The 26,232-nt window shown below is 42.1% G+C and carries 30 protein-coding genes; all 30 read right to left on the bottom strand.

The genetic code is table 11. The features are described from left to right. Positions 1-11: 11 nt before the first annotated feature. A complete protein-coding gene (locus tag HMPREF0083_RS18060; RefSeq protein WP_021623088.1) occupies positions 12-848 on the bottom strand; it encodes a hypothetical protein in 837 nt (278 codons plus the stop codon). A 168-nt stretch (positions 849-1,016) separates the two neighbouring features. Continuing rightward, positions 1,017-1,775 carry an HNH endonuclease gene (locus HMPREF0083_RS26545; RefSeq protein WP_021623089.1) on the bottom strand — a complete coding sequence of 253 codons (759 nt, stop codon included), beginning with the start codon at positions 1,773-1,775 and terminating at the stop codon, positions 1,017-1,019. A 2-nt stretch (positions 1,776-1,777) separates the two neighbouring features. Then, positions 1,778-2,299 (bottom strand): hypothetical protein, encoded by a 522-nt coding sequence (locus HMPREF0083_RS18070; protein WP_021623090.1) that lies wholly within the window; start codon positions 2,297-2,299, stop codon positions 1,778-1,780. 154 nt (positions 2,300-2,453) lie between these two features. Then, positions 2,454-4,001 carry a recombinase family protein gene (locus tag HMPREF0083_RS18075; protein ID WP_429635944.1) on the bottom strand — a complete coding sequence of 516 codons (1,548 nt, stop codon included), beginning with the start codon at positions 3,999-4,001 and terminating at the stop codon, positions 2,454-2,456. Between the two features lie 27 nt (positions 4,002-4,028). Next, entirely contained in the window at positions 4,029-4,442 is a 414-nt protein-coding gene (locus tag HMPREF0083_RS18080; RefSeq protein ID WP_021623092.1) for a recombinase family protein, read from the bottom strand. Further along, a complete protein-coding gene (locus HMPREF0083_RS18085) occupies positions 4,443-6,005 on the bottom strand; it encodes a recombinase family protein (protein WP_040303587.1) in 1,563 nt (520 codons plus the stop codon). It abuts the gene before it with no gap. A 61-nt stretch (positions 6,006-6,066) separates the two neighbouring features. Continuing rightward, positions 6,067-6,306 carry an SHOCT domain-containing protein gene (locus HMPREF0083_RS18090; protein WP_021623094.1) on the bottom strand — a complete coding sequence of 80 codons (240 nt, stop codon included), beginning with the start codon at positions 6,304-6,306 and terminating at the stop codon, positions 6,067-6,069. Between the two features lie 181 nt (positions 6,307-6,487). Beyond that, a complete protein-coding gene (locus tag HMPREF0083_RS18095; RefSeq protein ID WP_021623095.1) occupies positions 6,488-7,189 on the bottom strand; it encodes an N-acetylmuramoyl-L-alanine amidase in 702 nt (233 codons plus the stop codon). Positions 7,190-7,206: 17 nt separating this feature from the next. After that, positions 7,207-8,706, bottom strand: coding sequence for a hypothetical protein (locus HMPREF0083_RS18100; protein WP_021623096.1), 1,500 nt, complete (start codon positions 8,704-8,706; stop codon positions 7,207-7,209). Then, positions 8,703-9,143, bottom strand: a complete 441-nt coding sequence (locus tag HMPREF0083_RS18105; protein WP_021623097.1) for a phage holin family protein — start codon at positions 9,141-9,143, stop codon at positions 8,703-8,705. The genes HMPREF0083_RS18100 and HMPREF0083_RS18105 overlap by 4 nt, the downstream gene beginning before the upstream one ends. Before the next feature lie 76 nt (positions 9,144-9,219). Next, the gene (locus HMPREF0083_RS18110) at positions 9,220-11,574 is read right to left on the bottom strand and encodes a phage tail protein (protein WP_040303656.1); all 2,355 of its coding nucleotides are present in this window, start codon (positions 11,572-11,574) and stop codon (positions 9,220-9,222) included. A 13-nt stretch (positions 11,575-11,587) separates the two neighbouring features. Next, positions 11,588-12,091 carry a hypothetical protein gene (locus HMPREF0083_RS18115; RefSeq protein WP_021623099.1) on the bottom strand — a complete coding sequence of 168 codons (504 nt, stop codon included), beginning with the start codon at positions 12,089-12,091 and terminating at the stop codon, positions 11,588-11,590. A 17-nt stretch (positions 12,092-12,108) separates the two neighbouring features. Then, on the bottom strand, positions 12,109-14,046 hold the full coding sequence (locus tag HMPREF0083_RS18120; RefSeq protein ID WP_040303591.1) for a siphovirus ReqiPepy6 Gp37-like family protein: 1,938 nt from the start codon (positions 14,044-14,046) through the stop codon (positions 12,109-12,111). 2 nt (positions 14,047-14,048) lie between these two features. After that, a complete protein-coding gene (locus HMPREF0083_RS18125) occupies positions 14,049-14,900 on the bottom strand; it encodes a phage tail family protein (RefSeq protein WP_040303594.1) in 852 nt (283 codons plus the stop codon). 13 nt (positions 14,901-14,913) lie between these two features. After that, a complete protein-coding gene (locus HMPREF0083_RS18130; RefSeq protein WP_021623102.1) occupies positions 14,914-17,334 on the bottom strand; it encodes a phage tail protein in 2,421 nt (806 codons plus the stop codon). A 14-nt stretch (positions 17,335-17,348) separates the two neighbouring features. Continuing rightward, positions 17,349-17,489 carry a hypothetical protein gene (locus HMPREF0083_RS28800; RefSeq protein WP_000525096.1) on the bottom strand — a complete coding sequence of 47 codons (141 nt, stop codon included), beginning with the start codon at positions 17,487-17,489 and terminating at the stop codon, positions 17,349-17,351. A gap of 47 nt (positions 17,490-17,536) precedes the next feature. Further along, complete coding sequence (locus HMPREF0083_RS18135) at positions 17,537-17,923, bottom strand: hypothetical protein (RefSeq protein WP_021623103.1); 387 nt, start codon at positions 17,921-17,923, stop codon at positions 17,537-17,539. 11 nt (positions 17,924-17,934) lie between these two features. Beyond that, a complete protein-coding gene (locus HMPREF0083_RS18140) occupies positions 17,935-18,525 on the bottom strand; it encodes a major tail protein (RefSeq protein WP_018664396.1) in 591 nt (196 codons plus the stop codon). 3 nt (positions 18,526-18,528) lie between these two features. Further along, entirely contained in the window at positions 18,529-18,870 is a 342-nt protein-coding gene (locus tag HMPREF0083_RS18145) for a hypothetical protein (protein ID WP_021623104.1), read from the bottom strand. Continuing rightward, complete coding sequence (locus HMPREF0083_RS18150) at positions 18,867-19,298, bottom strand: HK97-gp10 family putative phage morphogenesis protein (RefSeq protein ID WP_040303601.1); 432 nt, start codon at positions 19,296-19,298, stop codon at positions 18,867-18,869. The genes HMPREF0083_RS18145 and HMPREF0083_RS18150 overlap by 4 nt, the downstream gene beginning before the upstream one ends. Positions 19,299-19,303: 5 nt before the next feature. Beyond that, positions 19,304-19,639, bottom strand: coding sequence for a head-tail adaptor protein (locus tag HMPREF0083_RS18155; RefSeq protein ID WP_019155112.1), 336 nt, complete (start codon positions 19,637-19,639; stop codon positions 19,304-19,306). A 1-nt stretch (position 19,640) separates the two neighbouring features. Then, positions 19,641-19,961, bottom strand: a complete 321-nt coding sequence (locus tag HMPREF0083_RS18160; RefSeq protein ID WP_000257312.1) for a head-tail connector protein — start codon at positions 19,959-19,961, stop codon at positions 19,641-19,643. A gap of 26 nt (positions 19,962-19,987) precedes the next feature. Continuing rightward, positions 19,988-20,200, bottom strand: a complete 213-nt coding sequence (locus HMPREF0083_RS18165; RefSeq protein ID WP_000121277.1) for a head fiber protein — start codon at positions 20,198-20,200, stop codon at positions 19,988-19,990. Positions 20,201-20,212: 12 nt separating this feature from the next. Next, positions 20,213-21,406: a phage major capsid protein gene (locus HMPREF0083_RS18170; RefSeq protein ID WP_021623107.1), complete on the bottom strand. Its 1,194-nt coding sequence runs from the start codon at positions 21,404-21,406 to the stop codon at positions 20,213-20,215. Between the two features lie 19 nt (positions 21,407-21,425). After that, a complete protein-coding gene (locus HMPREF0083_RS18175; protein ID WP_021623108.1) occupies positions 21,426-22,115 on the bottom strand; it encodes a head maturation protease, ClpP-related in 690 nt (229 codons plus the stop codon). After that, on the bottom strand, positions 22,116-23,360 hold the full coding sequence (locus HMPREF0083_RS18180; protein ID WP_040303612.1) for a phage portal protein: 1,245 nt from the start codon (positions 23,358-23,360) through the stop codon (positions 22,116-22,118). 43 nt (positions 23,361-23,403) lie between these two features. Next, positions 23,404-25,008: a terminase large subunit gene (locus HMPREF0083_RS18185; protein WP_021623110.1), complete on the bottom strand. Its 1,605-nt coding sequence runs from the start codon at positions 25,006-25,008 to the stop codon at positions 23,404-23,406. A gap of 88 nt (positions 25,009-25,096) precedes the next feature. Beyond that, positions 25,097-25,285: a DUF5049 domain-containing protein gene (locus tag HMPREF0083_RS18190; RefSeq protein WP_021623111.1), complete on the bottom strand. Its 189-nt coding sequence runs from the start codon at positions 25,283-25,285 to the stop codon at positions 25,097-25,099. Positions 25,286-25,308: 23 nt separating this feature from the next. Next, complete coding sequence (locus tag HMPREF0083_RS18195; protein WP_021623112.1) at positions 25,309-25,536, bottom strand: DUF4314 domain-containing protein; 228 nt, start codon at positions 25,534-25,536, stop codon at positions 25,309-25,311. Further along, complete coding sequence (locus HMPREF0083_RS18200) at positions 25,533-26,225, bottom strand: hypothetical protein (RefSeq protein ID WP_040303621.1); 693 nt, start codon at positions 26,223-26,225, stop codon at positions 25,533-25,535. The genes HMPREF0083_RS18195 and HMPREF0083_RS18200 overlap by 4 nt, the downstream gene beginning before the upstream one ends. Positions 26,226-26,232: the final 7 nt, after the last annotated feature.

Consider the following 26,232-nt stretch of genomic DNA (forward strand, 5'->3'; position numbering starts at 1 on the left):
CCCATTAATGTTTAATACTTTTTCAAAGCAGGTAGCACCATCTCCAAATACTCCTGCCAATAATCATTATCCCCTTCCATGTCATGAAGCCAATAGTACATTAACAGTATTTCAAATTCTTGCTTTCTTCCTTTTGTGAAGGATTTTTTCGGCATCTTTCTATATAGGGAATCGAGATTAAAAAGATTACTTTTTTGCTTGTAATCATAATCGTACTTTCTCCAAGTATATTGACTCTTCTTTCTATGCGTTGATGGCCAAACATCCTCGTTTTCAAAAAAACTATTTACCCAACCATAAGCAAAGGCAAGCAGATTAACCTGATACTTTGCCCATGTCTTGTCGATCCAATCAGTTATTTCTTCTGATATCGATGGTATTCCGAAATTAAACCTTTGCTCGCTTTCAACTCTATGATAGTCTTTAATAAAAAGAAAAAGCATCTCTGTTTGGTCTTTAAGAAATGGTAACTTTTTAATGAGCTGGGAATAGCAATCATAGGAAGCATTTCTAAATTCACTATCAGTACTATACAGAAAGAAGAACTCATTCTCCTTCATAATGTTTCCGATGTATCTGTGCACTTGCTTCCCGTATTCATTGTAAATACCAACAACCCATTCTCGAACTTCAGAATCATACTCCCTAAGCTGCTTCCGATACTTCTCTAGCTTTTCATTATGGAGTACTGTTTTTTCTTCAGCTTCCGTAATATTCAGATAGTTGTTAAAATACTCGAATACATAATCAACACAGATTTTCATATTTTGTGCACGTGCATCAATGTCAAATTCATTGAGTTTATCTTCCTTTTTTCTTCGTGCAATGTATTCCTCAATACTTAGCATTTAAACCACCTCAAGCTTTTTCGCTCTCATGGAGCAAACATATCACCCTCACAACTCACGTATTCTTTCCGTAATCATGGCTTTTCTTGCTTCATAAAACTTTTCGAAGTCCTCAATTTCAAGTGATGCATTTCCGTTATTTCTACATAACATTAATTTTACCAATATTTAATACGCACTTTGATACAATGTGCTTGTTTTACTACTATCTGATTTTTTTAAATTACAATCTTGACATGATAATTGAATGTTACACACGTCATTTATTCCGCCCTCATTTAATGATACAATATGATCAAAATGTTTTTCATTATCTTCTAACAATGAATATAATCCAGTTAAATCCCTTTTACAGAAAACACAACGACCTTTGTCCCTAAACAGTGCTGCACGCTTTACCCATTCTGGAATATACACTCTTTTTCTTGGGTTGTCCTCAAATGCAACAGCCTGCTGATTATTAAATCTTAGTAGGAAATCTCTGTTTTGAAACAAGATATATTCGACTTCAATGGCAATATCATATATGACACCATCAAACATCCCATCTTCATATCTATTAAGGTATTCTATATATTCATTGTATGTTTCCAGATAATCCTCATGGTCAACTTTAAAATCATTGCTCAAAGAAATGTCTGTCCCTCTATATTTTAGAATAGCTTGATTTATCCAAGAGATAGGATTAAACTCCACAATTTCTCCTGAATTTGCTATATGATTTGCCTGCTCATAAAAAACCCTTTCAATAAGCCATGAACAATATTCCCTCAATACAGATACTTTCGGAAACTCTTCTGGCTCTATTTCAAACTGCCGTTCCGTAAATTCAGCATTAGTGGTAACGTATTCAAACTTCCCCATACTTTCATTAGCAAGATGACAAAAATAGTACACATTAAAAAATTTTATATCTATAGTTATCATCGCTACACCTCTTCGTTATAAAAACTTGATTTGTATTTCAATAACGTATCTTCAACTTCATGCCAGATTGTTACCGTTTCACCGTCATCCTCAAATACTTTACCGTGGCTCTTAGGCCCATCCAACTTCATCTGTGAGTAATTATTCTTAAAAGTCGGCACGTACAATTCCGGGTTGTTTTCGTCACTGCATAAGCGTTCCATCATGTCTATAGTAGCACGACCTGTGGTAGCCACTGCCTTAAAATAAGCACGGATGATTTTATGGTTATATTGATTCGGCTTAACAGCCCATACTGGGATTCGTTGATTTGCTTTTCCGTAAAAATCCTTGTTTGTATCCTCATTCTGTCTTGCTACTGTCTTTGGGTTATAGACTTGTGATGCTTTTTCAAAAGTTTTTGCAATATACCAACGCATACAACTTTCCACTGCGGTGTCTTGTGTTTCATTAGTTAAATTCAATGCGATGCGGAACTTCTCATATACATCTGCATCCACTGTAAAGGTAACGCTCTTATTCACCGTTTACACCTCCGCTAATTACTCTATTACAAATTATACCACTGATTTGTAATTTGTAAATACTAATCAACTAATTTGTATTGACTCATCAACAGGAACACGAAAAACACCCTGCATTTCAGCAAGGTGTTAGATTCTAATAACATTTTGCTATTCAATTTTCAATGTCTATACTAATGGCTGACTTAAATTCCACCTCAATCCTGTCATCGTGGACCGTAACTTTTTCAATAAGCCGCCTTACTAACTGCTCATCATATTCCTCCAGCTCGCAGGATTGCTCATTCAAGAAATCAGTCATTTCAGCGATTCGTTGCCTTTTTCCTTCACGCTCTGCATTTTCAACAAGTGCATTTTGCTTCAATTCTCGAAGGCGGTAGATTTCATCAGCCACATCTTCATAGTCATTCTTGGATTTTGCTTGGATAAGAAGCTGTTGTTGTAATTCTTCCAATTTGCTATCAATATCATTGGTGGCATTATCATTTTCTTCACTAAGTATAGTAGTTATGTTTTTCTGCAACGCCTGGATGAAGGGTTCTTTGTTAGCCAAAAGTTCGTTAATAGCCTTAACTACTGCTGTCTGCAATGTTTCCTCGTTTATGGTAGGGGCAGTGCATTCAGAATCCTTCTCCTCCAGACGGCTGACGCATCTCCAAACAATAGACTTGTAACCTCGGTTATTCCAGTGTACCCGGCGGTAAATATCACCGCACTGTCCACAGTAAACAATACTCGATAAAGCATACTTACTACTATAGACCCGCTTTTTACCGTCCTTGCCCCCGCGAAGATTTGCTCTTCGAACCATCTCTTCTTGAACCTGCATAAAAAGCTCACGTGGAATGATAGGCTCATGGCTGTTTTCTACATAATACTGGGGAACGATGCCGTTATTCTTTACTCGCTTTTTAGAAAGGAAATCAACCGTATATGTTTTTTGTAGAAGGGCATCACCGATGTACTTTTCATTCTGCAGTATCTTTTTCAGTGTTTCTGGTCTCCATTTGGCTTTGCCTGCCGCTGTTAGAATACCGTCTGCTTCTAGTCCTCTTGCTATCTGTAAAAGGCTGGCTCCCTCTAGGTACTCCCTGTAAATCCGTTTAACAACCTCAGCACCCTCTGGGTCAATCACTAATTGCTTGTTTTCATCCTTGGTGTAACCAAGGAAACGCTTGTGATTGACCTGGACTTCGCCTTGCTGATATCGATACTGAATTCCCAGCTTAACGTTCTGACTTAAGGATTGACTTTCCTGTTGGGCAAGGGATGCCATGATGGTCAGCAATACTTCACCCTTAGAATCCATGGTGTTGATATTCTCTTTCTCGAAGAATACCGCTATGTTTTTATCCTTTAACTGACGGATGTATTTAAGGCAATCCAACGTGTTTCTGGCAAATCGGCTGATGGATTTTGTGATAATCATGTCAATTTTTCCTGCCATACATTCTTCAATCATGCGGTTGAACTCTTCACGCTTCTTGGTATTTGTACCTGTGATGCCGTCATCTGCAAAAATACCTGCCAGTTCCCATTCCTTGTTCTTCTTAATATATTTTGTATAATGCTCGATCTGAATTTCATAACTTGAAGCCTGCTCTTCACTATCCGTTGAAACACGACAGTAAGCAGCCACTCGTATTTTGGGTTTGCTTTCACTATTTTTATTATTTCCAACCCGTTTAATTGCCGGAATCACTGTTACATTCCTACTTACCGCCACTTGTTACACCTCACTTTCTATCAGACTGTAAGCATATTCCGCCTGCTTGTATGGATCTTCATATTTTTGCACCCGAGGTTTTACTTTGAACTTTACAGGGTAATCCCTTACCGGTTCATCTTTAGGCTCCCATATCCTTCCGAGCTTTTCTGCTCGTTTTCGTTTTTCTACTCTGGCTTTTTCAAAGGTCTCTTCATCAATAATTGGGGGGTAGAATTCATCGCCCAAGTAATGCTTGTTCTGCAACATCTTACTTGCTGTGGCATGGTAGCAGTCTATCCCAGCTTTTTTAGTAGCACCCTTCAAAGAAAGTCCTGCCAAGTATCCTGAAAATAATTCTTTTACTTGTTCTGCTGCTATTTCATCTACAACAGCCTTTCCATCTTCAATTCTATATCCATACGGTGTGTGACCCATCTAATTCACCAACCTTTCCTTCAATGCGATTCCACATTTTAATTCAAATCCCACTTCCTCTCGTGAAAAGACCATAATCTTTTCTACGTAATTTTCAAACAGTTCATCCTCATAGGCTGTAAGCATTTGGGACTTAGTTGCAAACTTAAGCAGACGGTCAACCTCTTCAACTTTTGTAAAATTCCCATTGACGGAACGAGTAAGTTGATTCTTTTCGACAAGAAGCCTTTCTCTTTCTGCTTCCAGTGAATTCTTTTCTTTATTAAACAGAGCAGGTTCCAGATATCCTTTGGCCATTAAACCCGTCAGCATCTGACTCTGCTCCATGTTGTTTTCAATCTTAGTTTCCAACTCTTCAATTCTACGAAAACTCGCTACATTATTCTGGTTACGTAACCCATTCAAAAGTGGTCTTAATATGAACTTCTGACCGTAAATGAGTTTATTCATCATCGTAACAAATGCAGTCTTTATATCGTCATCCCGTATGAACTGCATGGAACATTCCGTTATCTGGCTTATATGCTTACTGCAGCACCAAGCGATGTATTTCCTTCCAGATGAATGAATCCTTCTTTTAAAGGTACTGCCACATTCCGAGCAGATAATTTTGCTAGAGAAAGCATATCGGTTTAGATATTTGCTGTTGCGCTTTTCGATGCTTTTTTCCTTTGCTCTCTGATTGAGAACGGCATCTACGGCTTCAAAATCTTCATGGCTGATAATTGCCTCATGATGGTTTTCTACTAGATACATATCTTTCTCACCATAATTGGTGTGCCTATTAAAATGGCTGTCCGTATAAGTCTTTTGCAAAATAACATCACCAGTATATTTTTCATTAGTCAGAATCCCTCTAATCGTAGTAGCTGTCCAACGACCGCCTCTTTTTGATGGGATACCCTTTTGATTAAGATCATTTGCAACTTTCTGTGTGCCTTTGCCCGATAATACCTCTGCAAAAATATACTTCACAACTTCAGCCTGCTTGGGGTTTACTATCATTTGACCGTCATTATTTTGATAACCATATGGCGGGTAGGAAATTTTAAAGGTTCCGTTTTGAAATCGTCTTTGAATGGCCCACTTCGTATTTTCTGAAATGGAAATTGACTCACTTTCTGCAAGCCCACTTAAAATGGAGAGCATCAATTCACTTTCCATTGAACCCGTATTGATATTTTCCTTCTCAAAATAGATATGAACCCCAAGGTCTATCAGTTTTCGGACCATCTCCAAGCAGTCTGTAGTATTTCTCGCAAATCGGCTGATGGACTTTGTAATGATTAAGTCAATTCTCCCAGTTTCACAGTCTGATAACATTCTAAGCAGGTCAGAGCGTTTTTCCTTTTTCGTGCCACTGATTCCCTCGTCATAATATAAGCCTGCATATTCCCATTCTGGATTCGCCTTTATATAAGTCTCATAATGAGCCTTTTGTGTTTGCAGGCTGACTAGTTGTTCATCACTATCTGTAGAAACTCGACAGTAGGCAACTACTCGTGTTTTTGGCTTAATAAAAGTATTAGCTGGATTTCCTTCTATTTTCGTTATCTTTTTCATCCTCTCACCTCCTTCTTGGTAGGTCACATATTACCTCTGAAACCCTTATATATCAACGGCTTCAGGGCATTATCTCAGCTAAAAAGGGGTAGAATGTTTGGCGGTTTAATGCGTCTATTTTGTTGAATTCCACTTCAGTTATTAAGCCTTTTTCGAGCATCTTTCTCAGCAATTTTTCTGCTTGGATATAATCAAACTCACGTTGTAACTGTTCCTGTGATACTCTCTTAAGTACGGTGGTGCTTTTGTCTACAACCTCATCCGAGATCTTCGTAACTTTTTTATCCTCGTGCTGATTCACTAAGAATCACCTCCTACCTAATAGCCGTGGGAACAGGTCGAAGTTGAGGATTTGTAAAATTTAATTTGAATCAGAGCATAAAAAAAAGAGCCTGCAAGGGAAGAACCCCTACAGGCTAGATAATCTAACAGTTTAATATTTTATTTAGGAATCTCGATGATTTTTAACTCGCTCCATTTGATTAATCATACTTAATAAATGCATCAGTAAAGCCTGCTTTTTTAGCTTTGGCAAGCTGTGCCTCAGCATTTGTTTTGACAGAGTATGCACCAATTTGTACACGGTAATATTTCTTTTTCACTGATTCTGCTGGTTTATTTTCTTCACTTAGTAGTCTCTTCACATCTGCTCGGAAGGTACCCATATTCTTTCCATGCTTAGGAAACCAGTGCATCACATCTGCATGGTTACTAGCGATGCCTAGTTTATAACCTTCACTGTGACAGATAATATCCTTATCGCTAAACCCATAGAGTTTGCAAAGATATACACAAAGCTCCAAGGCTTCCTTGTAAACAGCAGAAAAATACGAGGCATCGGTCAAACCGTCCTCGCAAATTTCAAATCCAATATGAGAATTGTTTGCAGTTCCTCCAGCATGCCAACCTCGGTGATTCCAAGGCAATGTTTGATAGGTTGCAATGGAACCATCTGCTAATTTACCAATAAAGGCATGGACACATACTTGACGGCCTCCAGGTTTGTCTTGATTCCAATGGTTGTTATATTGGTTCTTTCCTAGCAAGCCATCGTCAGGGCCAACATATCGTTTGAGCCACGGGTTGTTAGCTCCAGTTGAGTGGACCATGATGCCCTTCGGCAATATTGTTTTTCCTGCTTTGAAACAGGCATTATTTGTAAGTATTAACTTATGCAGATTCATTACGGTCACCTCACTAATCAAGAATTTGTGTCAGATGCAAGAGCCACAGGGTATAGATGATAGGTAAACTTCAAATCACAAAAAGCATTCGCCGATGTTCCATCACTTCCCATACTGATATACAATCCATAACCAGAAGGCACCCGGCTTTGACGCATTTGAATATGAATATGCAACCCAGCGTTTGAACTATCAGCACCTATAGGTGTGCTACGTGAGATTCTGGTAAAGTTCACTTCATCATTTGATATATATAAGTCTAGTTCTTTTTCACTTGTATCCGATTGGCGGCAAAGGGTAACTAAATGACAATCATAAGCTGTTGGATAAAGCAATCCACCCTGCCCGCCTATAACCACGCTACCAATTGGCAATAATGTGTACAAAGGTCCTCGAACGCTGTTAATACCGCCCCCGCCTGTAGCATTACCGCTCAAAACATATCTCAAATAGCTTGCCCTAGTAAATGCGTTGATAGTAGATGTTGCGGTAGAGGTAAGGGGCAATGGTGTCGTAGCATTTTCCGCTCTTTCCAATATGAATAGACTCTCACCAGAAGGAATAGTAGCATCACCAATGGAGAAAACTCGACTCGTCCAATAGGCTGTGCTTGCTGGGTTTGGTGATGTTCCTGACCCATATGCAATGTTCGCTACATCTTGAATACCCCTTATGGCTTCGGCAAGTTTCTTGACAGTATTGCGGAGAGTGCCTTGGATTAACACCTGCACATTGTTTGTTGTCGGACTGCCCAAGGATGTAACAAATGTATAGGTTACCGTGCCAAGTACTACGTTATTGCCGCTATTTATGCTCGTAAATGTGATGGATGCTCTCCGGCTTACCATATCCGGTGCAGTAGCAGTTTCTATCGGATGCAAATGATTAAGGATAATACCAGTCCGAGTGTATAGAGTATCTCTCATATCCTCGATTAGACCATGTGTGGTATTTAGCAAATTATAGTTATCATTTAACAGACTGTGTGTTGTATTTAAAATTGCATAGTTATCATTGACTAAACCATAGGTATCATTTAATCTGCCATGTGTGGTGTTTAGCAAATCATAGTTATTATTTAAAAGGCTGTAGATAAGGTTTAATAGATTATATGTTTCATTAATATCTAGTTCAGCTAATGCAGAAAGAACCTGATTAAGCCATTCCTGTGCAGGAGGTTCGGGCGGCTCGGCAATTCCGTCAACAAGAGCATCCTCAACAATGGTTAGTATCTGAATGCTTTTTCCGACCACCTCTCCATAAGTGACCCTTATTTCTAGACGACCGACACCGACAATAGATGTATCCGTTGCGCTAGGCGACCATGTAAGAACTCCGTCAGCATAGCTCGTGATCACTGGATAAGCATTACCATCCGGTCTTTTGTAAATTGCATTTAACGAGGCACTGGGGTATTTTTCTTCCAATAAGCTAGATACATCAAATTCAATATTTCGATAGTGATGCTCACCTCGACGACCGATGGACACCGTTACTGCTTTCGTTATGTCAATCATACTTCATCACCTGGCTTACGGGGTTCTTCATCACGTCCATGTAACTGCTGTAGAACTGATTTTAGTTTCTCTGGGATGGGTAGTCCAATATGTCCGGCATTCTCCAAAATGGATACTCCTTCATTACTCAGGTAGAAAAAGATTACTGCTGTGCGTAAGGCTCCACTATTGTCTCCAATGCTACCTAAAATTTGTGTATCGATAATATGAGCAATACCTACCATTGCAAAGATAAACACCTTTTTGAAAATTCCCTTAGCACCAATGTCACTGCACAGCTTTTTATTCACAATGGCACAAAGCACTCCCGTCACATAATCGATGACAACAAAGGCAACCAACGCATAAAGAAATCCATCATAACCTCCGAGAAACCATCCAAGAAATCCACCTACAGCGGCAATAGCCAGCTGTATCCAATTCCAAATCTCTTTCATTAATAGACACCTCCATTTCGTGTGTTTCCATATAGAAAAGCGCCCCTGCAAATGACAAGAGCGCTGAATGTTACCTTTACATTATTTGAATTAGATCATGTATTTGTTGCATCACATCCGCTTTTGGTCGTCCTGTACCGATAGGTAGCCATGTGACAGGTGGTATATCGAATGTCTGGGAAGAATCAAAGCTATTAACCATTAAAATAATCGAATCAATAGCCTTGCGTATTTCAACGATATGAAATGGCCAATTCTTAATAGTGGTCTTTCCTGCAATGATCTCCTCTTTCCAAGTCATAGGGGATAGATTGTAATAGCTACGCACCCTATTTACAGCAGTTCGAATCGTCTGAATATGTGCTGCCTTTACATGCGTCACATTTGGAGTAATGATTTCAAAAGGTAATGCCAATATCGTAAAAGTACGAACAACTTCTATACTTGCTGATTCGATATCACTGTCAAGACAACGGAAGGTAACCGTATGATTACCTGCAGAAAGCGGTTCAGCTTGGTAAATTGTCTTGACCCCATTACCAAGATAGCCGCTTACAGAAAACCGCTCAGGATTGTCTAAGCTGTTTTGCCATGAACCAGAGTCAATCCTTACCTCCACTATTTGTGTTTGTCCATCCGGTTCAATTCCTGTTGTGATCATAAAACGTGGTGTAGCATTATAAGTAAAATTGCCAGACATTGGACAGTCCACTATCGGTGCTACAGGCGGGCTGTTTTTCTTTACCGCGTTACTAACAACATAGGCAGACACTGCATCAAGCGCATCTGTGACGCTGATTCGATAACGAGTATATCTACCGGCAACCTGTGAGGCATTTACCTGAAGAGTGCCTGAAGTCGCATTGGAAATAACTGTCGTCAGTGCTTCATAAGCAGACCAATTTAGTCCATCTATCGAAGTGGCCTGTTGAATAACATATTGCTTGATGGAGCTGGTTCCAGGTACCGTTCCACTCCACGAAAGGTTTATTGTATTTACTTCATAGATAGGAGGATTTGCGGTAAAAGAAGTCGGCGGTATTGGTAGTATGTTTTTACGAACAGTATTACTGGTAATAGTCCAGCCTGAGTAAAAATCCTCTCCAGCTGTACCACGGGTTCTTATTCGGAACCGACGATAATGACCACGTGTAGCAGGTGGACTGACATTTAAAATACTGCTTGTTGCAGAAGTATTGACTATCGCCAATGCCAACCAAGCACCCCAATTGCTATTATCTGGCGAATCACTATATTGTATTTCGTAGGAAGTGATGGGATTACCTGCGCCACCAGCTGCTCCACTCCACGAAAGAGTAACGTTTCCTTCTGATAAAGTTGCACTTACCGTGCAGGCAGTCGGTGCTGAACAGGCAGTGATGTTGCAATAAATGCTATTACTGACTTTTTCTATTGAGTAAACATCAAATGTGTCAATTGTCCAAATACCAAATTGTGTATATGTTCCTGGGGTCCTCGATACAATTGGGTGATAGCTACCACCGCTTGCCGCCAATATCAAAGTGGTCAACACATTCCACGCACTCCATGTGCTGTTATCTGTGGATGTGCGACTGGCAATTTGATACCCCTTAATGGGACTCGTACCGCTTGATGCTCCACTCCAAGTAAGTGTGATAGTCTCATCGCTATATGCTGCCGGGGAGGCAACAGCAGTCGTCGCTGGCTTTGGCACCGTATTTCTGCGGACAATGTTTGTGGATACTTTCCAGCTAGAGTAATAACTAGCTCCTGCTGTACCACGCGTCCGTACCCGAAACCTTCGAAAATTACCTCGCGTGGAGGGTGGTGCAACTGATACACTGCTACTTGATGCTGTGGTGGTCACCGTGGTCAGAGCAGTCCATGCTCCCCACGTGACGTTATCAGCAGAGTCACTATATTGAATCTCGTAACTGGAAATCGAATTATTGATGCCCCCAGAAGCTCCACTCCATGAAAGAGTCACATTGCCTTCCGCAAGTACTGGAGAAACCGTACAAGATGTCGGTGCTCCACAAGCTGTAGTAAGCAATGGAGAACTTAATACCGTATAGCTCGAATTAGTAATTACCCCAGAGGATAATGGCAAACGTCCGTCAGATACCACTTTGAATGTGACTGGCTGCGTTGCATTACCTGTAGTAGAAGCACAAGTCACCGAAACATACCTGAGCCTTGGTGTAGTTCCGTCCCAGTTATCTCCATCCGCCGCTTTAATACGTACTTGTGAAGAAGATCCATTTACAGTCATAGTGCAAAGCAGTGCATAACCACTATGAATGAAAGAACCTGATGATCCCAACGCAGCGGATATGGTGAAGTTGTATGTCATTTGGCTATTGTTAGGACGGCTTTTAGTATAAGTAATCGTGTAATGAACGGTCGGACTAGAACCCGCCTGCAGAGTTATGCCGTTAATATCCGCCACTTTCATTCACCTCCTATTCATAAACAGCCGAAACTAGCGAGTTTACCAATCCGCAAAGACTAGTATTCAATCGTGTATCTATAATGTTATTTACTGAAATCGATGTAGCAGCCGAAGGTACTAGAACATCAGCAATACCTAGTTCATAGACATCGCTTGTTCTTGTCAACTCCGAAGCTATGGGCGATGCCGTTGGAGTACCAGTAACAATGGCGAGCTGAATGCTTCTCGTAATTTGACTTAAACGAACCACAACCCTGTCTATGCGAGGATTGCTCCCATCTGCTGTAGCAAGGGGTTTATTTAATACATCCGTATTTTCATATCGATAACCATTAATCCATGCACTGCCCGGTGCTATGGTTACTGCTAATCCAATCCCAGGAGATACCAGTAAGTTTGTTGGTGTCGCATAAAATACACCATTCGAGACAAGGCTTCCAAAATATGCAGCGAAATCTGTTGCGTCATAGATTCTATCTCCATCAGATGAGTTGAAAAATCCACTTTTCTCCATAAACTATTCCCTCCTTACTAAACGGTTTTTGTGTACTCTATAACTACATAGCCTGTATATGCAGTTCTATCATTGCCTGGTTCGACTACAATGTCGGTCATATTCACGAAGAGTCCGATTTGAGATGCAAAGTTGTTGTAACGAGCAAGGGGCAGTGGCAAGAAAACACTCCCATTCGTGACAAAACCGGTTAAACTGACAACAGTGCTGAGGTTTGCTATACCATGAGGTACATGTTTTGGTGTTGTATCCGTAAGCGAACCGAGATTTATCTCTTTACGATAAATCGTCTTGCCATCTATCCATAGCCGCCCTGTGTTTTGTTCTGTAGTTGAGTAGTCGCTAAAGGAAGAAGCCAGTTTAGTGGCTGTAATTGTACGGTCTGCAATTTTCAAGCCAGTGACTGCTCCATTGGCAATCCTTGCAGTAGTTACAGGTTCGTTATTGATATTAAGCCAGTTTGCTTGACCAGAAGGGTTGTTAAATACGAAAACAGAAATCACATAAAATGTCATGGTATTACGAGAAATAAAGAAACCCATTGCCCGCTGATAGCCATTCCCCGTGTTATCCCCGTTATGCTTTACCAAAAAGACATGACCGTCATCACTTGGCTGGTCACTAAACTTATTGCCACTCCATGAGGTGAAATAAAAGGCATCCCCAGAGTTCATATGATACAACGCATATTGTCCAATGGATATAGTACCTCCACCCACATTAATTTCGAGTGCTGGTAGTTTACCATACAGATTATTGATAGTAGATGCTACGCTGTCTCCTTGAATCTCTGAATCTACCTCAGTCAAGTCACCTAAGGTTTCCTCCACAATTCCCAACGTTTCCTCCACGGTCCCTATAGCCTGTGCAATTTCGGATATGCCCATTGGAGCCAATATCGCTGTTTTAACCTCGCTTAAGTCAGAGCGGATTTTTTGTGCTATCGTTAACTCCGCTTTTCCAAACACTACACTGATGCTCTGACCGTCTGCGTCATAGGTTTCCTCGACTTCGGTGATACGTGTCGTCATGGATACACCCCACGCTTTGGAAATAACTTTGACGGTCTGCCCAAGATCGAAGTCTATCTTATATGTTAAATTGCCGTGTGGATTGACTGATGTATCAAATGAATAGCGTATTGCCTGCTCACTAAGCTTACTTTGACCTCGAAAGATTAGTGTATCAATGTAATCCGAACCAAAGTCTTCCGCCCGCAAATCCTTAGCATCCACAAAAATCTCATGTCTTGTCTCACCTGAGCCACTTGTAATGGCAACAAAGGTACGCTCTGTACCTTCTCCTTCGCCAGCAACAAGGGCAGTGTTGGCATAATCTCCAGCACTTATTGTATAAATCTGTTCCGTGAGGTTCTCATATTCCTTAGAAAATACAGCTTGTGATTCCGTTCCCATATATAACGCTACGGTAAAAACCCCTGTAGTAGGAGTGAACACAGTCTTAATGCCAACATCCGATGCAACACATAGTTCCGTCACAGCATCCATCAAATTTCGATACGATACCTGTGTGCTGATAGGAACATTAAAGTTTGGAGCAGAAAAGGATATGTTCGCAATCTTCCTTGCTACATCAGAAGGATTGATAAGATTATTATTTAAAAGTTGCTCAACACAAGTAGAAATATCACCAGACAATTTCTCCGTTTGCCAAACAATGCGGCGGGAGAGGAAGGAAGTTGCAAACCGACCACTTGCAGTAATAATTTCATGCTCGGTTTGAAAAAGTTCCAGATGTTCGATGATCCCGACTTCCTCATCATCATTTTTCCAGATGATATTCCCTTCCTTTAATAGTTCTGTATTTTCCAAAGTTGCAATCGCTTTTAACTCAAATGAGCCACACTGGGAATAGCGTCTCGTCCAGCGTAAGTACTCGAAGGACTCCACAATGCCCACAAGATCTCGGTTTGAATTGTAGATATACAGTTCCATTTTCACACCCCCAGAAACTGCGGACGAAAGTAAATACTAACCTCTAGCAGTTCCATATTGACTGAAGCATCGTATCGTAGTGTATTAAGACCTGCCGCGAGTTGAAAGAACACCGAATTGGTATCCAACAGTGAAAAAGCATTTGTAATCGTTGACCCATTAATCTGGACCACACGCTTACCAGCGAAGTGGGTGTATACGCGAAGTTCATCCCCAGCGCTCATTGTAGTGAGAAGTCGGATATATTCTCCCGTGTCTATGTTTAATAGTTCAGGGTTCGACACAGTACCTAAGGCTCGGAATACAATCTCACATCCACAAGATACATCCCCGATATTTTCCACTGTAATGATTTGGCTAGGTTGACGCATTCCGAACTCCATCCCACTCATAGGAATTTCCAATTCAAACTCAAATAGCGGTATCCATGATGCCAGTTCCTCTCGCACCTCATTTAATGTCTCGAAGAAAGGGGATGGGCAGAGTAGACTGACAAAGAAGTTTGGTATTCGTTGCCGATTAGAAACACTAAAACCCGCCTCCTCCACCACGCAGGATATCTGTCGGTCACGGTATTGAAGGGTCCCTAGTAGCTTTGGGCTGAATATTTGAAGGAATCGTTGTCTCCTTTTAAAGGCTTCATCGGGAGTATCAGCAACAACCGTACCTTCAATCGTTATGTTTCGCATATCTAGTGTGGAGGAAATATAAAAAGCGCCATCCTGATCCGGCGCCTTGAAAGTGTTGACGGTTTGACGAATATTTCCAGTACCGTCTACCTTCGTAAGAAAGTACGGTCGGCTTTGCTTAAGCGTAATACTCTCTCCATCTCTATTGGTGTATGTTAGCTCCATTTCCGTACCTCCTTTACAATTCAAGTGCCAGTTTACGGGATAGGTTCTTAAACTCCCGTGCTAATTCTTTTTCTGATAGAGCTTTAGGTGTCACAACTGAAATATTTTGAGTGATACTTGAACCCGTGGCATTACCTTGTCCAGATACACCTCTGTAATTAAAATCAAAGCTGGTTGGTACTGCATTTTGCATATCCCTTGAAACTGCTGTCATTGCATCCTCAAAACCTACACCGATACCTTCACCCATGTTGTGGCCAATTCCAGCAAATAGAGTTGAAGGGGAGCGGATACCGAAAAAGTCTTTTATCCTCGATACAACATTTCCGAAAAACCCGGATATTTTACCCCATAACCATGCACCTGCGTCTGATATACCCTTCCACAACCCTTTAATCAAATTGCCGCCCACTTGTGCCATTTGACCGATATAGCCAGTAAAGGCCCTAACCAGTCCAGAGATAATCTGCGGTACGGCTTTTACGATCTCCACGATTATCCTTGGCAGATTTGCAATCAGTGCCACAAACAGTTGTACACCCGCTAAGATAATCTTATCGATGTTACCAATAATGGCATTGACCAGCGAGCTAACAATCTTGGGAATAGCACCTACAACAGTAGTAATAATCTGTGGCAATGCCTGTATGAGTGATATTAGAAGCCGGATACCTGCATCAATAATCAAAGGAATCGACCCAATAACAGCACTGATGATACTATCGATAATTTGCGGAATTGCTTCCACAACTGCTGTAATAATGGTAGGCAAAGCTGTGACCAGTGAGGTCAATAATTGAATACCCGCATCAATAATCTGTGGAATAGATGCAATGATAAAATCCACTATTGCTTTGATGATGACCGGTAAGGCAGAAGTAAGCTGAGGTATTGCCTCTACCAATCCCTGTGCTAACCCTATAATCAACTGCAAAGCGGCATCCAAAATGAGTGGTAGGTTATCCATCAATCCTTGGACAATCTGCATAACTGCAGAAACTGCCGCAGGGATGAGTTGTGGTAACGCTATGCCGATTCCCTCCACAAGTGCTGTTACTAATTCAATTGCTGCATTTATTAGCAGTGGAAGGTTATCAATTAATGCACCGACAATCGTCATTAGAGCACTTACCGTCGCTGGAATAAGTTCGGGTAAAAGGCTCAAAATTGTTTCCAGTACTTGCGCGAATATATTTGTAACCAATTCAAGAAGCATTGGTAGCAAGTCTGCAACCGCCGCTAATATTGCGCCTGTCGCTGTTGGCAAGGCGGCTACGATATTTTCTAAAACCGGTACAATATTAGTGACAACCGCCTCGAAAGCATCAACAAGATTCTCAGTCAGATTCGTCATATCAGCATTGGCATTACCGAGTCCAGCTGTAAATGAACCAAGTGCGGCCTGTAGTAACCCAATAGAACCGGAGATTGTCTCGGTTGATTCTTTTGCAAAGTTACCTGCATACTGCTCTGTGTTCTCAAAGAACATTTGCATTGCTACTTCGGCTTTTTCCGCTTGTGTTGCAGTATTCCAAGTGAAATCCAGACCCTTTGCGAGAGCATAGGCTTCGATGTTTGTAGCGTTCATCGCAACACCTAAGTTATCCATCATATCAAAGTTACCCTTTGCCGCCCCAGTGACTGCCTCCAATGCCGAGGACATATCAATACCCATAACAGATGCCATGTCTGCCGCACGTTGCATGGCCTTTTCAGTTAGCTCAAGACTTCTCTGTTGCTGTATACCAGAACCTTGGAATAACGCGCCCATTTTGTTGGCAGTTGCAAGGTACTCACTTTGGGAAACACCAAGATTTTTATAAGCTTCCTCACCCGTTTTCTGAATCGATGCAGCGTATGCACCAAAAACCGCTTCTGAGCCGCCCAGGTTTTGTTCCAGCTCTCCAAACTGCGTGACTACTTCTTTACCTAACTTAATAGCAGCGGCTCCGGCTGCAACTGCAACCGCACCCATCGCCACACTAATTCCCTTGAGTACACCGCCAAGCTTTTCAAACCTGCCACCAGCATCCTCTGCACTTTTACCTGAATCCTCTAACTCTTCACCGAGATTATCCGCTTCAATTGTAGACTCCTCAAGTTCACGTTCCATAAGGTTCAGTTCTGCCTGAGCCCTATTTAATTGGATCTGCCAGTTTTGGGTACGACGGTCATTTTCACCGAAAGAGGAGGAGGCATTATCAAGGGCAGCCTTAAGGGTAGAAATCTTTTCTTTCTGTGCGTCAATTTCTTTATTTAAAACGGCATTTCGAGCCGTGATCGATTGAATGGATTTATCGTTTTTATCAAATTGACTGGTTACAAGGGCCATTTCACTACCTAGTACCTTAAATGATTGATTGATTTCGGAGAGTGCCTTCTTAAATTCTCGCTCACCCTCGACACCTATTTTTAATCCAAAATTATCCGCCATCCCTTCACCTCCTCCTATATGCCTAGTGGGATAATATCGTCAATGGTCTGAGTTTTCTTTGGCTTTTCAATGCCATGCCACTGCTTATGGCAAGCCCATAAATCAAAAAACAGTCCAATTGGCAGAAGCCAGAATTCCTCTGCCTCCATGCCCATCTGGACTGTTCCATAATAAAGAAGCCGGGTAAAGACCTCAGCGTCCGTTACCCGACTTCCACGTTTTTTGGAGTTTCCTCCTCACTTTCCACATTTCTCTTTGTACCTTTGAACATTGCCTCGGTAATTGCAGTTTTATATGCCGCTAAGTCAAGCGGTGAAGTAAGAAGCTCCACTTCTTCCTCTGTAAGCAATTCTTCTGGTGCGTTCTTATTCTTAAGATTACGAATCAAAATGGACTGGTTTGCAAGCAATGTAATTAGCCAAACAATCTCGTCCAGTGCCATCTCGAAGTTTTCTGATTTCATCAGTTTTTCTCCAAGGTTTTCAAGACCACCGTAACGACCGGCAATGGCCTTTGTTGCACGTGTAGTTAAAACCAGTTCATACTCTTTGTCACGTATGTTGATTGAGGCACTTCTATCATTATCCATGATTTCCCCTCCTATGGTTCAGGTGTATATACAGGTTCATAGACTTCAGTGAACCAGCCTGTTATGGTGGTCGATGAAACACCAGGATCACCTTCTGTAACTTCCGCTTTCCATGGGTGCTTGCCCAATCCATCCAGCTTATTCCTACGCATAACGGTTCCTTCGATGGTGGGTGTAGAAAAGGTAATGGAATCAGCCTTTGTCTGTAAGTTGGTAGCTGGTAGTCCAAACTTAACGCGATACAGCCAAAAATAGCGGTATGTTCCATTAGCCCTTTGTGCACGAAACCCTACTGCAACTGGTGTACCCACATTTTCACTGGCTGAGATTAATACTCCGTTGTCATCTGTAGAAGCACCAGTTAAATCCGCTGCAACTGTCGGACCAATGTCGTCAACACCGAGAGTGAGAGTACCACTGTTAAAGTCTTTCACAACCTCAGCCGCACCATCGTCAGCATACAGAATTGCTTCCACCAGTTCTACCGAAAGTTCAGCAGTGATGGCTTTTGCCAGCACAGAAGGTTGGGCATAAGTTTCCTCACCGTTAGCGTCCTCGGTTATTTTTGAATAGTACAGTCTATCAAGACCAATCGTTGCCATGTGTTAATCCTCCAATCTATAGTTTTTCGCCACATCGATGGCGTAATGATGATATCCAGTATCATCCTCGTGACCGATATATCTTCGTTCGGTCACAGTAAAATCTGCATTTATTAAAGCCGTTGTGAGCTGTCTTTTCCGCTCTAGGTAGTTATTTTTTGAGAACAGTGATATCCTCGCTTCCTGCACATCAAAGCCTGGACGGTTATCCGCATGAACTTCAAAAATATCCGAAAGAGGGAGAATCACGACATACTCATCTGGTGCCAAACCTGAAAAAACCCCGGTTTCCACGGGGAGCGGTATAGCGGTCACAAGTGTATTCAATTCCTCTAAGATATTCATATCTTCTCGATTTCCTCCTCCAGCTTGGCGACCATTGCATTGATGCAAGGTTTCCTAGATGCATTCCTCGCAGGCTTTAGGAAGGGTTTTGCAGGCTGACCATGTTTGCCATATTCGATAATGCTGGCAAGTTTAGCATTGCTCTCACCATCAGAGCGCGGCTCAGCAAAGCCGACTTTTACATTGAAGTTTCCGTTTCTATCCTGTTTTGCACCAGAAAGGCCCAGTGAAGATAGCAACTCACCAGTGCTTTTGGATGGATATTTCGTGTCCTTGCCAACCACCTTGCTCAAATTTCCCTTAACTTTATCCAGCACCACTTCACCGCCAACTTCCAAAACCTTAGGAAGAATCACATCGGTCTGGTCAGCTAATCGAGATACCTTTAAAAGGAATTCTTCTGGCATCTTTATATTCGCTTTTGCCATATCCATCACCTCACAGTTGGTTCTAGCTTTTCGGCTAAAACCTCGACATACATCCCTCGGTTTCTTACATCTTCAACACTTAAAATTTGATATCTGCCATCATCGCAGACGATAACCATTTCATTGGTCACCTTAAGTCCGAAGATTTTTCTAAACCTGAATAGGGAAGTTGCAGATGAAAATGATGCCATATTCGTCCATCGCTCACTGCCATGCCGATCTTCCTTGTAAGCAAGTACACTTGCGAGTATGTTGTCATCTTTTGTGGCGAAGCCTTCCTTATCCTTTGTGGGTATCGTGCAAATGATATCGATGAAGGTGTTCATCTTCCCAAAGCTCACACTAAACACCCCACTCTCGATCAAGTCGTAAAAGCAAGTTCACTGTATTCCATACTTGTTGTCCCGCCTGTACGCTATCAGCAAAGAAACCTGCCGTCGAGCCATCTCTACTTTCATAGAAATGACTCGACAACATGATCACTGCTTGTTCTGTTGTTGGAGGCATAGCATGTGTTTCATAATAGTTTTCAGGAACGTGCTGATAGCTCTGTGCATAGGAGACTGCAGCAGTGATAAATCCAATAAGGAGGGCATCATCCTGATCATGTGCTAAAATTAAGTTCGCTTTAACTTTAGGCAAGAGATTATCTGCCACTGCCATACCACCAACCTCCTTTACATTCCACCTTAGTCAGCCTCCATAAGCCCAGCTGCTTTTAGTTTGGCAAGCAGGGCATTGAAGTCCGTAACTAGACCAGCAACATCGGTGGCGGTGCTGTCTGCCTGGTTTTCAGCAACAGGAAGCCCCATAACCGAGGCCCCTTCTTTAATTTCTAAAACACCTCCGATGACAGTTTTTTCTCCGCCTTGTTCGGTATAATTCTTCGTGTTATAACTCATAAAGCACCTCCGTTAGGCTTTCTGTTGGAGTACCTTAACGGCCTCCTGTAAGATAAGCTTTCCATCAACTCGCTGAGTCGCAATAAATCCTACTTGACCTGTAACAGCATAGAGTTCATTTAATCGTTTGAATACGCGTCCTTGACGGTCTGCCACCCAGTAATAACTAAAATCACCGAATACCATAGTCTTTGCACCTGCTTCAATAGTAGGTACATAGGATGAGGTGTACAGCGGGCGGTTAAGAATCGTATCAGGTGTCCCCGCTTGGACAGAAGGTTGCCATAAGTACTGTCCGTTTCCGTCCTTTAATTTACGGATAGCTTTTATAGTGGCGTCATTCATTACGAATACTGCCTTATTTCGATACGGTGCTTTTAAGCTGTAGAATAAATCTAATACCTCATCCAAAGTGATGGCAGTGGCACTTGCCGCAGTAACCCCAACTTGACCACCACCAGTAGCATTCAGAATTCCTGTTGGCTTTCCTGTACCGTCACCTATAAAGAAGGCTTCCTCCTCCTTGTTACCAATGCGACGGGCGAATTCTCTTGTGATGTAGCTTTCGAGATTAAACACGGAATCATTTAGCAGTTCCTCAGAGACTTTGATCATCGTTGCTAGTTTATAAGCACCAATCGATACTTGACCGAAGCTGTCATCACTCTCTGGTATAGCTCCCTCTTCATCGATCCAACTTGCAGTGCCTTTGCTTGCAACAACAGGAATCTTGCGGTCACCAGAAGATGTAGTGATTACATTGGCCAACCTACGGAAGATATTTTCTTCCTCTAGGGCTTCTACAAGCGTACGCTCAAACTCATCTGGCACGAGGAATCCGCCTTCGGAATCAGTGCCAATCTTTAAAGCGTTCCTTACTTCATAGCTGACATTATCACGCATCGCATTCCAGAAAGCTTTTTTGTATTCAGCACTTGCGCGACCAGTCTTTTCCTCTCCAGTTCTAGTAGGTTCGTTCGTAATTGGGTTACTGGTTGCTTTCGACAGTTCCAAGTCGATAGATGCTTGACGTTCTAAACGCTCAATTTCCTTACCAAGAGCCACCACATCGGCTTCCATTTTTTCATAGGTTGTCGTGTCCTCAGCGGATAACAGTCCATCACCGCCACGTTTTGAATCAAGGAATGCCTTTGCTGCGTCCCATGCTTTAGCGCGTTTCTCGCGCAATTCAAGAATTTTACTCATTGTTATTTCCTCCTCTAAATTAGTGCGAAATTAAAGAAAGCCGCTTATCTAGCGACTCAATGGGTGTACCTGTTTTCTGTTTTGGTTGTTTTGGCAGTTTGCTGATAAGCGAGTTAGTAACTGCCATCCTGCTAAAGATAAGACTATCCGTCAAATCCGGTGGTTCACTTTCCATGAACATGATTTTGTCTGCAAAACCAAGTTCAATCGCTTTATTGGAATTCATCCATGACTCTGCATCCATTAGATGGGAGAGTTTTGTTCGAGAAAGACCCGTTTTTAACTCATAGGCATTAATAATGCTTTCCTTGACCTCATCCAATAGAGCCTTTGCCCGCAACATTTCCTCACTGTCACCGATAGCAATCGTTGATGGATTATGAATCATAAGCATGGAAACTGGGGACATATACACATCTCCACCCGCCATTGCAATAACGGATGCCGCACTTGCCGCAAGCCCATCAATCTTTACAGTGACTTTTCCGGTATACTCCATCAGCATGTTATAAATCTGAGCTGCTGCAAACACATCACCACCAGGGGAATTAATCCACACCGTAATATCGCCAGTGCCTGCCAGCAGTTCATCCTTAAACATCTTAGGTGTGACCTCATCGCCCCACCACGTTTCTTCGGATATCACTCCATTTAAATAGAGGGTACGTACTTCATCTGAATCTCGCACCCAGTTCCAGAACTTCCTCATTTACTGACCTCCTTCGGTTTTGGCAAACGCACCTGCGTCAGCCAGTTTCGTCATATTTCCGTTAACCAGATATAAATCGCCGCCTTCCTCAGCCGGTATCCGGTTCATATCCTCCAGTTCACGGATATCGTTGGCTGACATCCAGCCATTTTGTCGACCTGTAGCGTAGCCATTCATACGACTTTGGTAATCACCACGAAGCAGACCGTCCAAATTGAACTTGATAAACAGTGAAGTTTTCTCAGAAGGCAAAATAAGTGATTGCTGGAGACTTTGTTCCCATCGCACCACCCACGGATCGAGGGTGTACTTTACAAACTCCAACGATTGCTGCTCAATATTGGAAAAACTAGACTTCTCAAGATCACCCACCATATGAGGCGGTACTCGGAAAATCCTCGCTATCTCATTAATTTGGAATTTCCGTGTTTCAAGAAATTGCGCCTGTTCCGGCGGGATACCAATAGCTTGAAACTTCATGCCTTCTTCCAACACAGCAATTTTGTGAGCATTTCCTGTGCCTTGGTAAGCGCTATTCCAACTATCCTTGACCCTCTGTATATCTTTGATTACTCCTGGGTGTTCCAGCACACCTCCCGGATTAGCACCATTGGCAAAGAATGCCGCACCGTATTCTTCAGTAGCAAGTGACATTCCGATTGCATTTTTCGCCATAGCGATTGGGCTATAGCCAATGAGTCCATCAAAACCTAAGCCAGGTATGTGTAGAACTTCATCTTTACGGAGTGTGACATAGCCACCTTTTGGGTTTAGGCCACTTTCATCAGTATCACGATAGTAGGTATAGACCAGCTCTCCGTTTGTTACTCGACTAACTTCCATCTTGTTAGGAAGTAGGGGATAAAGTGCAACTGCCTGCCCACGACCGTTTCTGACCACCTGTGCATAGGCATTTCCCCAAAGTAAAAGATGACTCATCAGTGTTTCTCGAAACACGAATGAAGTCATCTCTGGATTTGGTTCATCATGAAGAAGGTAATACAACGGGTGGAAAGGAATCCTTTCTTTACCTCCATCAGAACGATATCTATATACATGAAGTGGCAGTCCGGCAATCGCTTCAGCTAATATCCTTACGCAGGCATACACTGCTGTTGCCTGCATTGCAGTACGTTCATTAACCATTTTGCCAGATGACGTACCGCCAAACAGGAAGGAGAACGCACTACCCACACGATTTTGCGGTTTGTCTCTTGAACGAAACAGTCCTTTTATTAGATTCATAGGCATCACCTCCGAATATAAACATTGTGCTAACCATTAAGGTTTAAAAGACAATCAAACCTCGCTCGTCATACACCGAATCTCCACTATTACCTGAGCCACAACGAATAGCACGATCAAGTGCCATGATAGTTGCCACCGCGCCATCTATTTTTTCTGTACTTTTTTCTTTATCCGGCTTCACGTTGCCCGCCGGATCAGTTTTTATAAAGATGTTGTCCATCATCCAACGAAGCACTGGATGCCCACCGTGTGCTATTCTTTCTTCTAATGTCAATTTCATCAGTTCTTTGGTTGGTGGTGACATATCTTTAAAGCCTTGACCGAAAGGAACGACAGTAAAGCCTAATCCTTCAAGGTTCTGAACCATTTGAACAGCTCCCCAACGGTCAAAAGCAATTTCTCGAATGTTATACTTTTCTCCAAGTTCCTCAATAAACCGCTCAATGTAGCCGTAATGTACTACATTGCCTTCTGTAGTTAGAATATACCCTTGCTTCTCCCAAAGATCGTATTGCACATGGTCTCTTCGGACTCGGAGGTCAATGTTGTCCTCTGGCATCCAAAAATACGGAAGAACAACGTACTTATCTGTTTCATCCTCCGGTGGAAACACCAACACAAAGGCTGTAATGTCTGTTGTAGAAGATAGGTCAAGACCTCCATAACATACCCGCCCTTCAAGACTTTCTGGAATAACTGGAAATGCACAGGCATCCCATTTTGCCATTGGCATCCAACGGACAGACTGTTTAACCCATTGATTCAAGCGCAATTGCCGGAAGCTATTTTCCTCAGCTGGGTTCTGCTTTGCACTTTCACAAGCAGCCCTTACCTTGTCAATCCCCACCGTAATTCCCAAGCTTGGATTTGCTTTCTTCCACACTTTTGGATCTGTCCAATCATCCTCTTCTTTGGCACCATAGATTACGGGATAAAAGGTAGGGTCGTATTTTCTGCCCTCAATAATATCAACCGCTTTTTGGTGTGTTTCGTAGCAGATACTCTGAGTATCCGTCCCCGCAGTGGTGATAAGAAAATACAGCGGTTGGGTCCTTGCATCCCCAGATCCTTTCGTCATAACATCAAATAGTTTCCGATTTGGCTGAGTATGAAGTTCATCAAAAACAACACCATGTATATTGAAGCCGTGTTTGGAGTAGGCTTCAGCCGACAATACCTGATAGAAGCTGTTGGTCGGCAGGTACACCAATCGCTTAGTTGAAGCAAGCAACTTTACTCGTTTATTCAGCGCTGGACACATCCGCACCATATCGGCTGCTACTTCAAATACAATTGATGCCTGCTGGCGATCTGCGGCACAACCGTATACCTCTGCTCGTTCTTCACCATCTCCACAAGTGAGGAGAAGTGCGATTGCTGCTGCAAGCTCGCTTTTTCCCATCTTTTTAGGTATTTCTATATAAGCCGTGTTAAACTGCCGGTATCCATTAGGTTTTAAGATACCGAATAAATCACGGACAATTTGCTCCTGCCAATCGATAAGTTCAAAAGGCTTACCTGCCCATAAACCTTTCGTATGGGAGAGTGCTTCGATAAAAGCTACAGCGTAATCAGCAGCATCCTCATCGTAATATGAACCATCAGCTATAAAGGCGGTCGGCTTATATTTCTTCAGTTTCCGCATAAACACCGCCCCTTTATGAAAAAGGACAAAAGAAAAGAGCCTCAATCCTATAGATGAAGCCCTACTTCTTATCCTAGTTTAATTTTATTTACTTATTTTCATCCACTTCCCCCGTCAGTATGAAATGAGCATATTCCGTTTTATGGTCTATTAAATAGACTACCAATTCATAAAACCCTCGTTCATTTGCTTCATACTGGACTCGGTTTGCATCAAACATATTTGTGACTCCACTTTCTCGGATGGAAAGGATTTGTTCTTTGATTATCTCATTCATTTATTACCTCCTCCGATTCATGTTTACTCTTCGATTCTCTTGCATAAATCCTCACCAAAGGCTACTCCAAGGGAACCACCCGAATCCCAACTGACATGAATCGTTCCTATGTCATCAACACTAGTAACCGTACCTTTAGATCCAGGCTGAAGTTTAGTATAAGGGTCGTTCATTTTAAGTAGCATCACACGTGTTCCTGGAGTGTAATAGCTTCTAAGTTGCGTTAGCATTTCTGGGTGAATGATATTCATTGTTCACTCACCTCCTGCTTGGCCGTTCCGCTTTTGAAAGCGGAGCTACCTGAAAGCTTGGAAAGGAGAATCTTTCGTTCCATCTTATATTCTGGTCCGATAAAACCAAGCCTTAGCAGGAAGCAACGGAAAGCATATTTTTCATTCTCTACTGATTTCTCGGTGGAGTTGACACGGGTCTGTTTTTTCGCCATTTCGCAAAGTGCCGTGACAAAATGGGTGTATGCCTTAACCTCCTCTGAGGAGCACTCACCTTGAAACCAAGGGAATGCTACAAATTCCTCATATACAATGATGGGAATGGAATCCGTATCAATTGCTTTCTTTATTAGAGTTGCTTTGCTCTCTACCAGTCCTTTTAGGTTCTCGAGTGCCGTATCGGTAAAATCCGCCCGTGGCATTTGAATTATCAGATTGATAGATTCTTCCGCTTTATTGGTTTCTGCCTTAGGAGGTGTTGTGTCAAATTCTTCCGAAATTGCTTTAAAGTCGTGGAGACCCAATAGATCATCAACCAGTTCCTTATTATCTGGTCCACTTAGAACTCCGTTTTTGTTAACATTGTAGTCTGCCACCTCATATGCAAATGTAGGTGCACCGAGGTATTTAACAGGAACATTCAGTTCTTGGCTGATCGCGTTAACCAGTGCTTTTCTTTTTGGTCCTGTAACATTATAGTTAATCTTCATTTTCATA

This window comes from Aneurinibacillus aneurinilyticus ATCC 12856 (assembly GCF_000466385.1).
Taxonomy (GTDB): Bacteria; Bacillota; Bacilli; order Aneurinibacillales; family Aneurinibacillaceae; genus Aneurinibacillus; species Aneurinibacillus aneurinilyticus.

Coding starts and splice junctions, on each gene's coding strand:
- HMPREF0083_RS18060 (WP_021623088.1), bottom strand. CDS start 848: ATGCTAAGTATTGAGGAATACATTGCACGAAGAAAAAAGGAAGATAAA.
- HMPREF0083_RS26545 (WP_021623089.1), bottom strand. CDS start 1,775: ATGATAACTATAGATATAAAATTTTTTAATGTGTACTATTTTTGTCAT.
- HMPREF0083_RS18080 (WP_021623092.1), bottom strand. CDS start 4,442: ATGGGTCACACACCGTATGGATATAGAATTGAAGATGGAAAGGCTGTT.
- HMPREF0083_RS18085 (WP_040303587.1), bottom strand. CDS start 6,005: ATGAAAAAGATAACGAAAATAGAAGGAAATCCAGCTAATACTTTTATT.
- HMPREF0083_RS18095 (WP_021623095.1), bottom strand. CDS start 7,189: ATGAATCTGCATAAGTTAATACTTACAAATAATGCCTGTTTCAAAGCA.
- HMPREF0083_RS18100 (WP_021623096.1), bottom strand. CDS start 8,706: ATGATTGACATAACGAAAGCAGTAACGGTGTCCATCGGTCGTCGAGGT.
- HMPREF0083_RS18105 (WP_021623097.1), bottom strand. CDS start 9,143: ATGAAAGAGATTTGGAATTGGATACAGCTGGCTATTGCCGCTGTAGGT.
- HMPREF0083_RS18115 (WP_021623099.1), bottom strand. CDS start 12,091: ATGGAGAAAAGTGGATTTTTCAACTCATCTGATGGAGATAGAATCTAT.
- HMPREF0083_RS18120 (WP_040303591.1), bottom strand. CDS start 14,046: ATGGAACTGTATATCTACAATTCAAACCGAGATCTTGTGGGCATTGTG.
- HMPREF0083_RS18125 (WP_040303594.1), bottom strand. CDS start 14,900: ATGGAGCTAACATACACCAATAGAGATGGAGAGAGTATTACGCTTAAG.
- HMPREF0083_RS18130 (WP_021623102.1), bottom strand. CDS start 17,334: ATGGCGGATAATTTTGGATTAAAAATAGGTGTCGAGGGTGAGCGAGAA.
- HMPREF0083_RS28800 (WP_000525096.1), bottom strand. CDS start 17,489: ATGGGCATGGAGGCAGAGGAATTCTGGCTTCTGCCAATTGGACTGTTT.
- HMPREF0083_RS18135 (WP_021623103.1), bottom strand. CDS start 17,923: ATGGATAATGATAGAAGTGCCTCAATCAACATACGTGACAAAGAGTAT.
- HMPREF0083_RS18140 (WP_018664396.1), bottom strand. CDS start 18,525: ATGGCAACGATTGGTCTTGATAGACTGTACTATTCAAAAATAACCGAG.
- HMPREF0083_RS18145 (WP_021623104.1), bottom strand. CDS start 18,870: ATGAATATCTTAGAGGAATTGAATACACTTGTGACCGCTATACCGCTC.
- HMPREF0083_RS18150 (WP_040303601.1), bottom strand. CDS start 19,298: ATGGCAAAAGCGAATATAAAGATGCCAGAAGAATTCCTTTTAAAGGTA.
- HMPREF0083_RS18160 (WP_000257312.1), bottom strand. CDS start 19,961: ATGGCAGTGGCAGATAATCTCTTGCCTAAAGTTAAAGCGAACTTAATT.
- HMPREF0083_RS18165 (WP_000121277.1), bottom strand. CDS start 20,200: ATGAGTTATAACACGAAGAATTATACCGAACAAGGCGGAGAAAAAACT.
- HMPREF0083_RS18170 (WP_021623107.1), bottom strand. CDS start 21,406: ATGAGTAAAATTCTTGAATTGCGCGAGAAACGCGCTAAAGCATGGGAC.
- HMPREF0083_RS18175 (WP_021623108.1), bottom strand. CDS start 22,115: ATGAGGAAGTTCTGGAACTGGGTGCGAGATTCAGATGAAGTACGTACC.
- HMPREF0083_RS18180 (WP_040303612.1), bottom strand. CDS start 23,360: ATGAATCTAATAAAAGGACTGTTTCGTTCAAGAGACAAACCGCAAAAT.
- HMPREF0083_RS18185 (WP_021623110.1), bottom strand. CDS start 25,008: ATGCGGAAACTGAAGAAATATAAGCCGACCGCCTTTATAGCTGATGGT.
- HMPREF0083_RS18190 (WP_021623111.1), bottom strand. CDS start 25,285: ATGAATGAGATAATCAAAGAACAAATCCTTTCCATCCGAGAAAGTGGA.
- HMPREF0083_RS18195 (WP_021623112.1), bottom strand. CDS start 25,536: ATGAATATCATTCACCCAGAAATGCTAACGCAACTTAGAAGCTATTAC.
- HMPREF0083_RS18200 (WP_040303621.1), bottom strand. CDS start 26,225: ATGAAGATTAACTATAATGTTACAGGACCAAAAAGAAAAGCACTGGTT.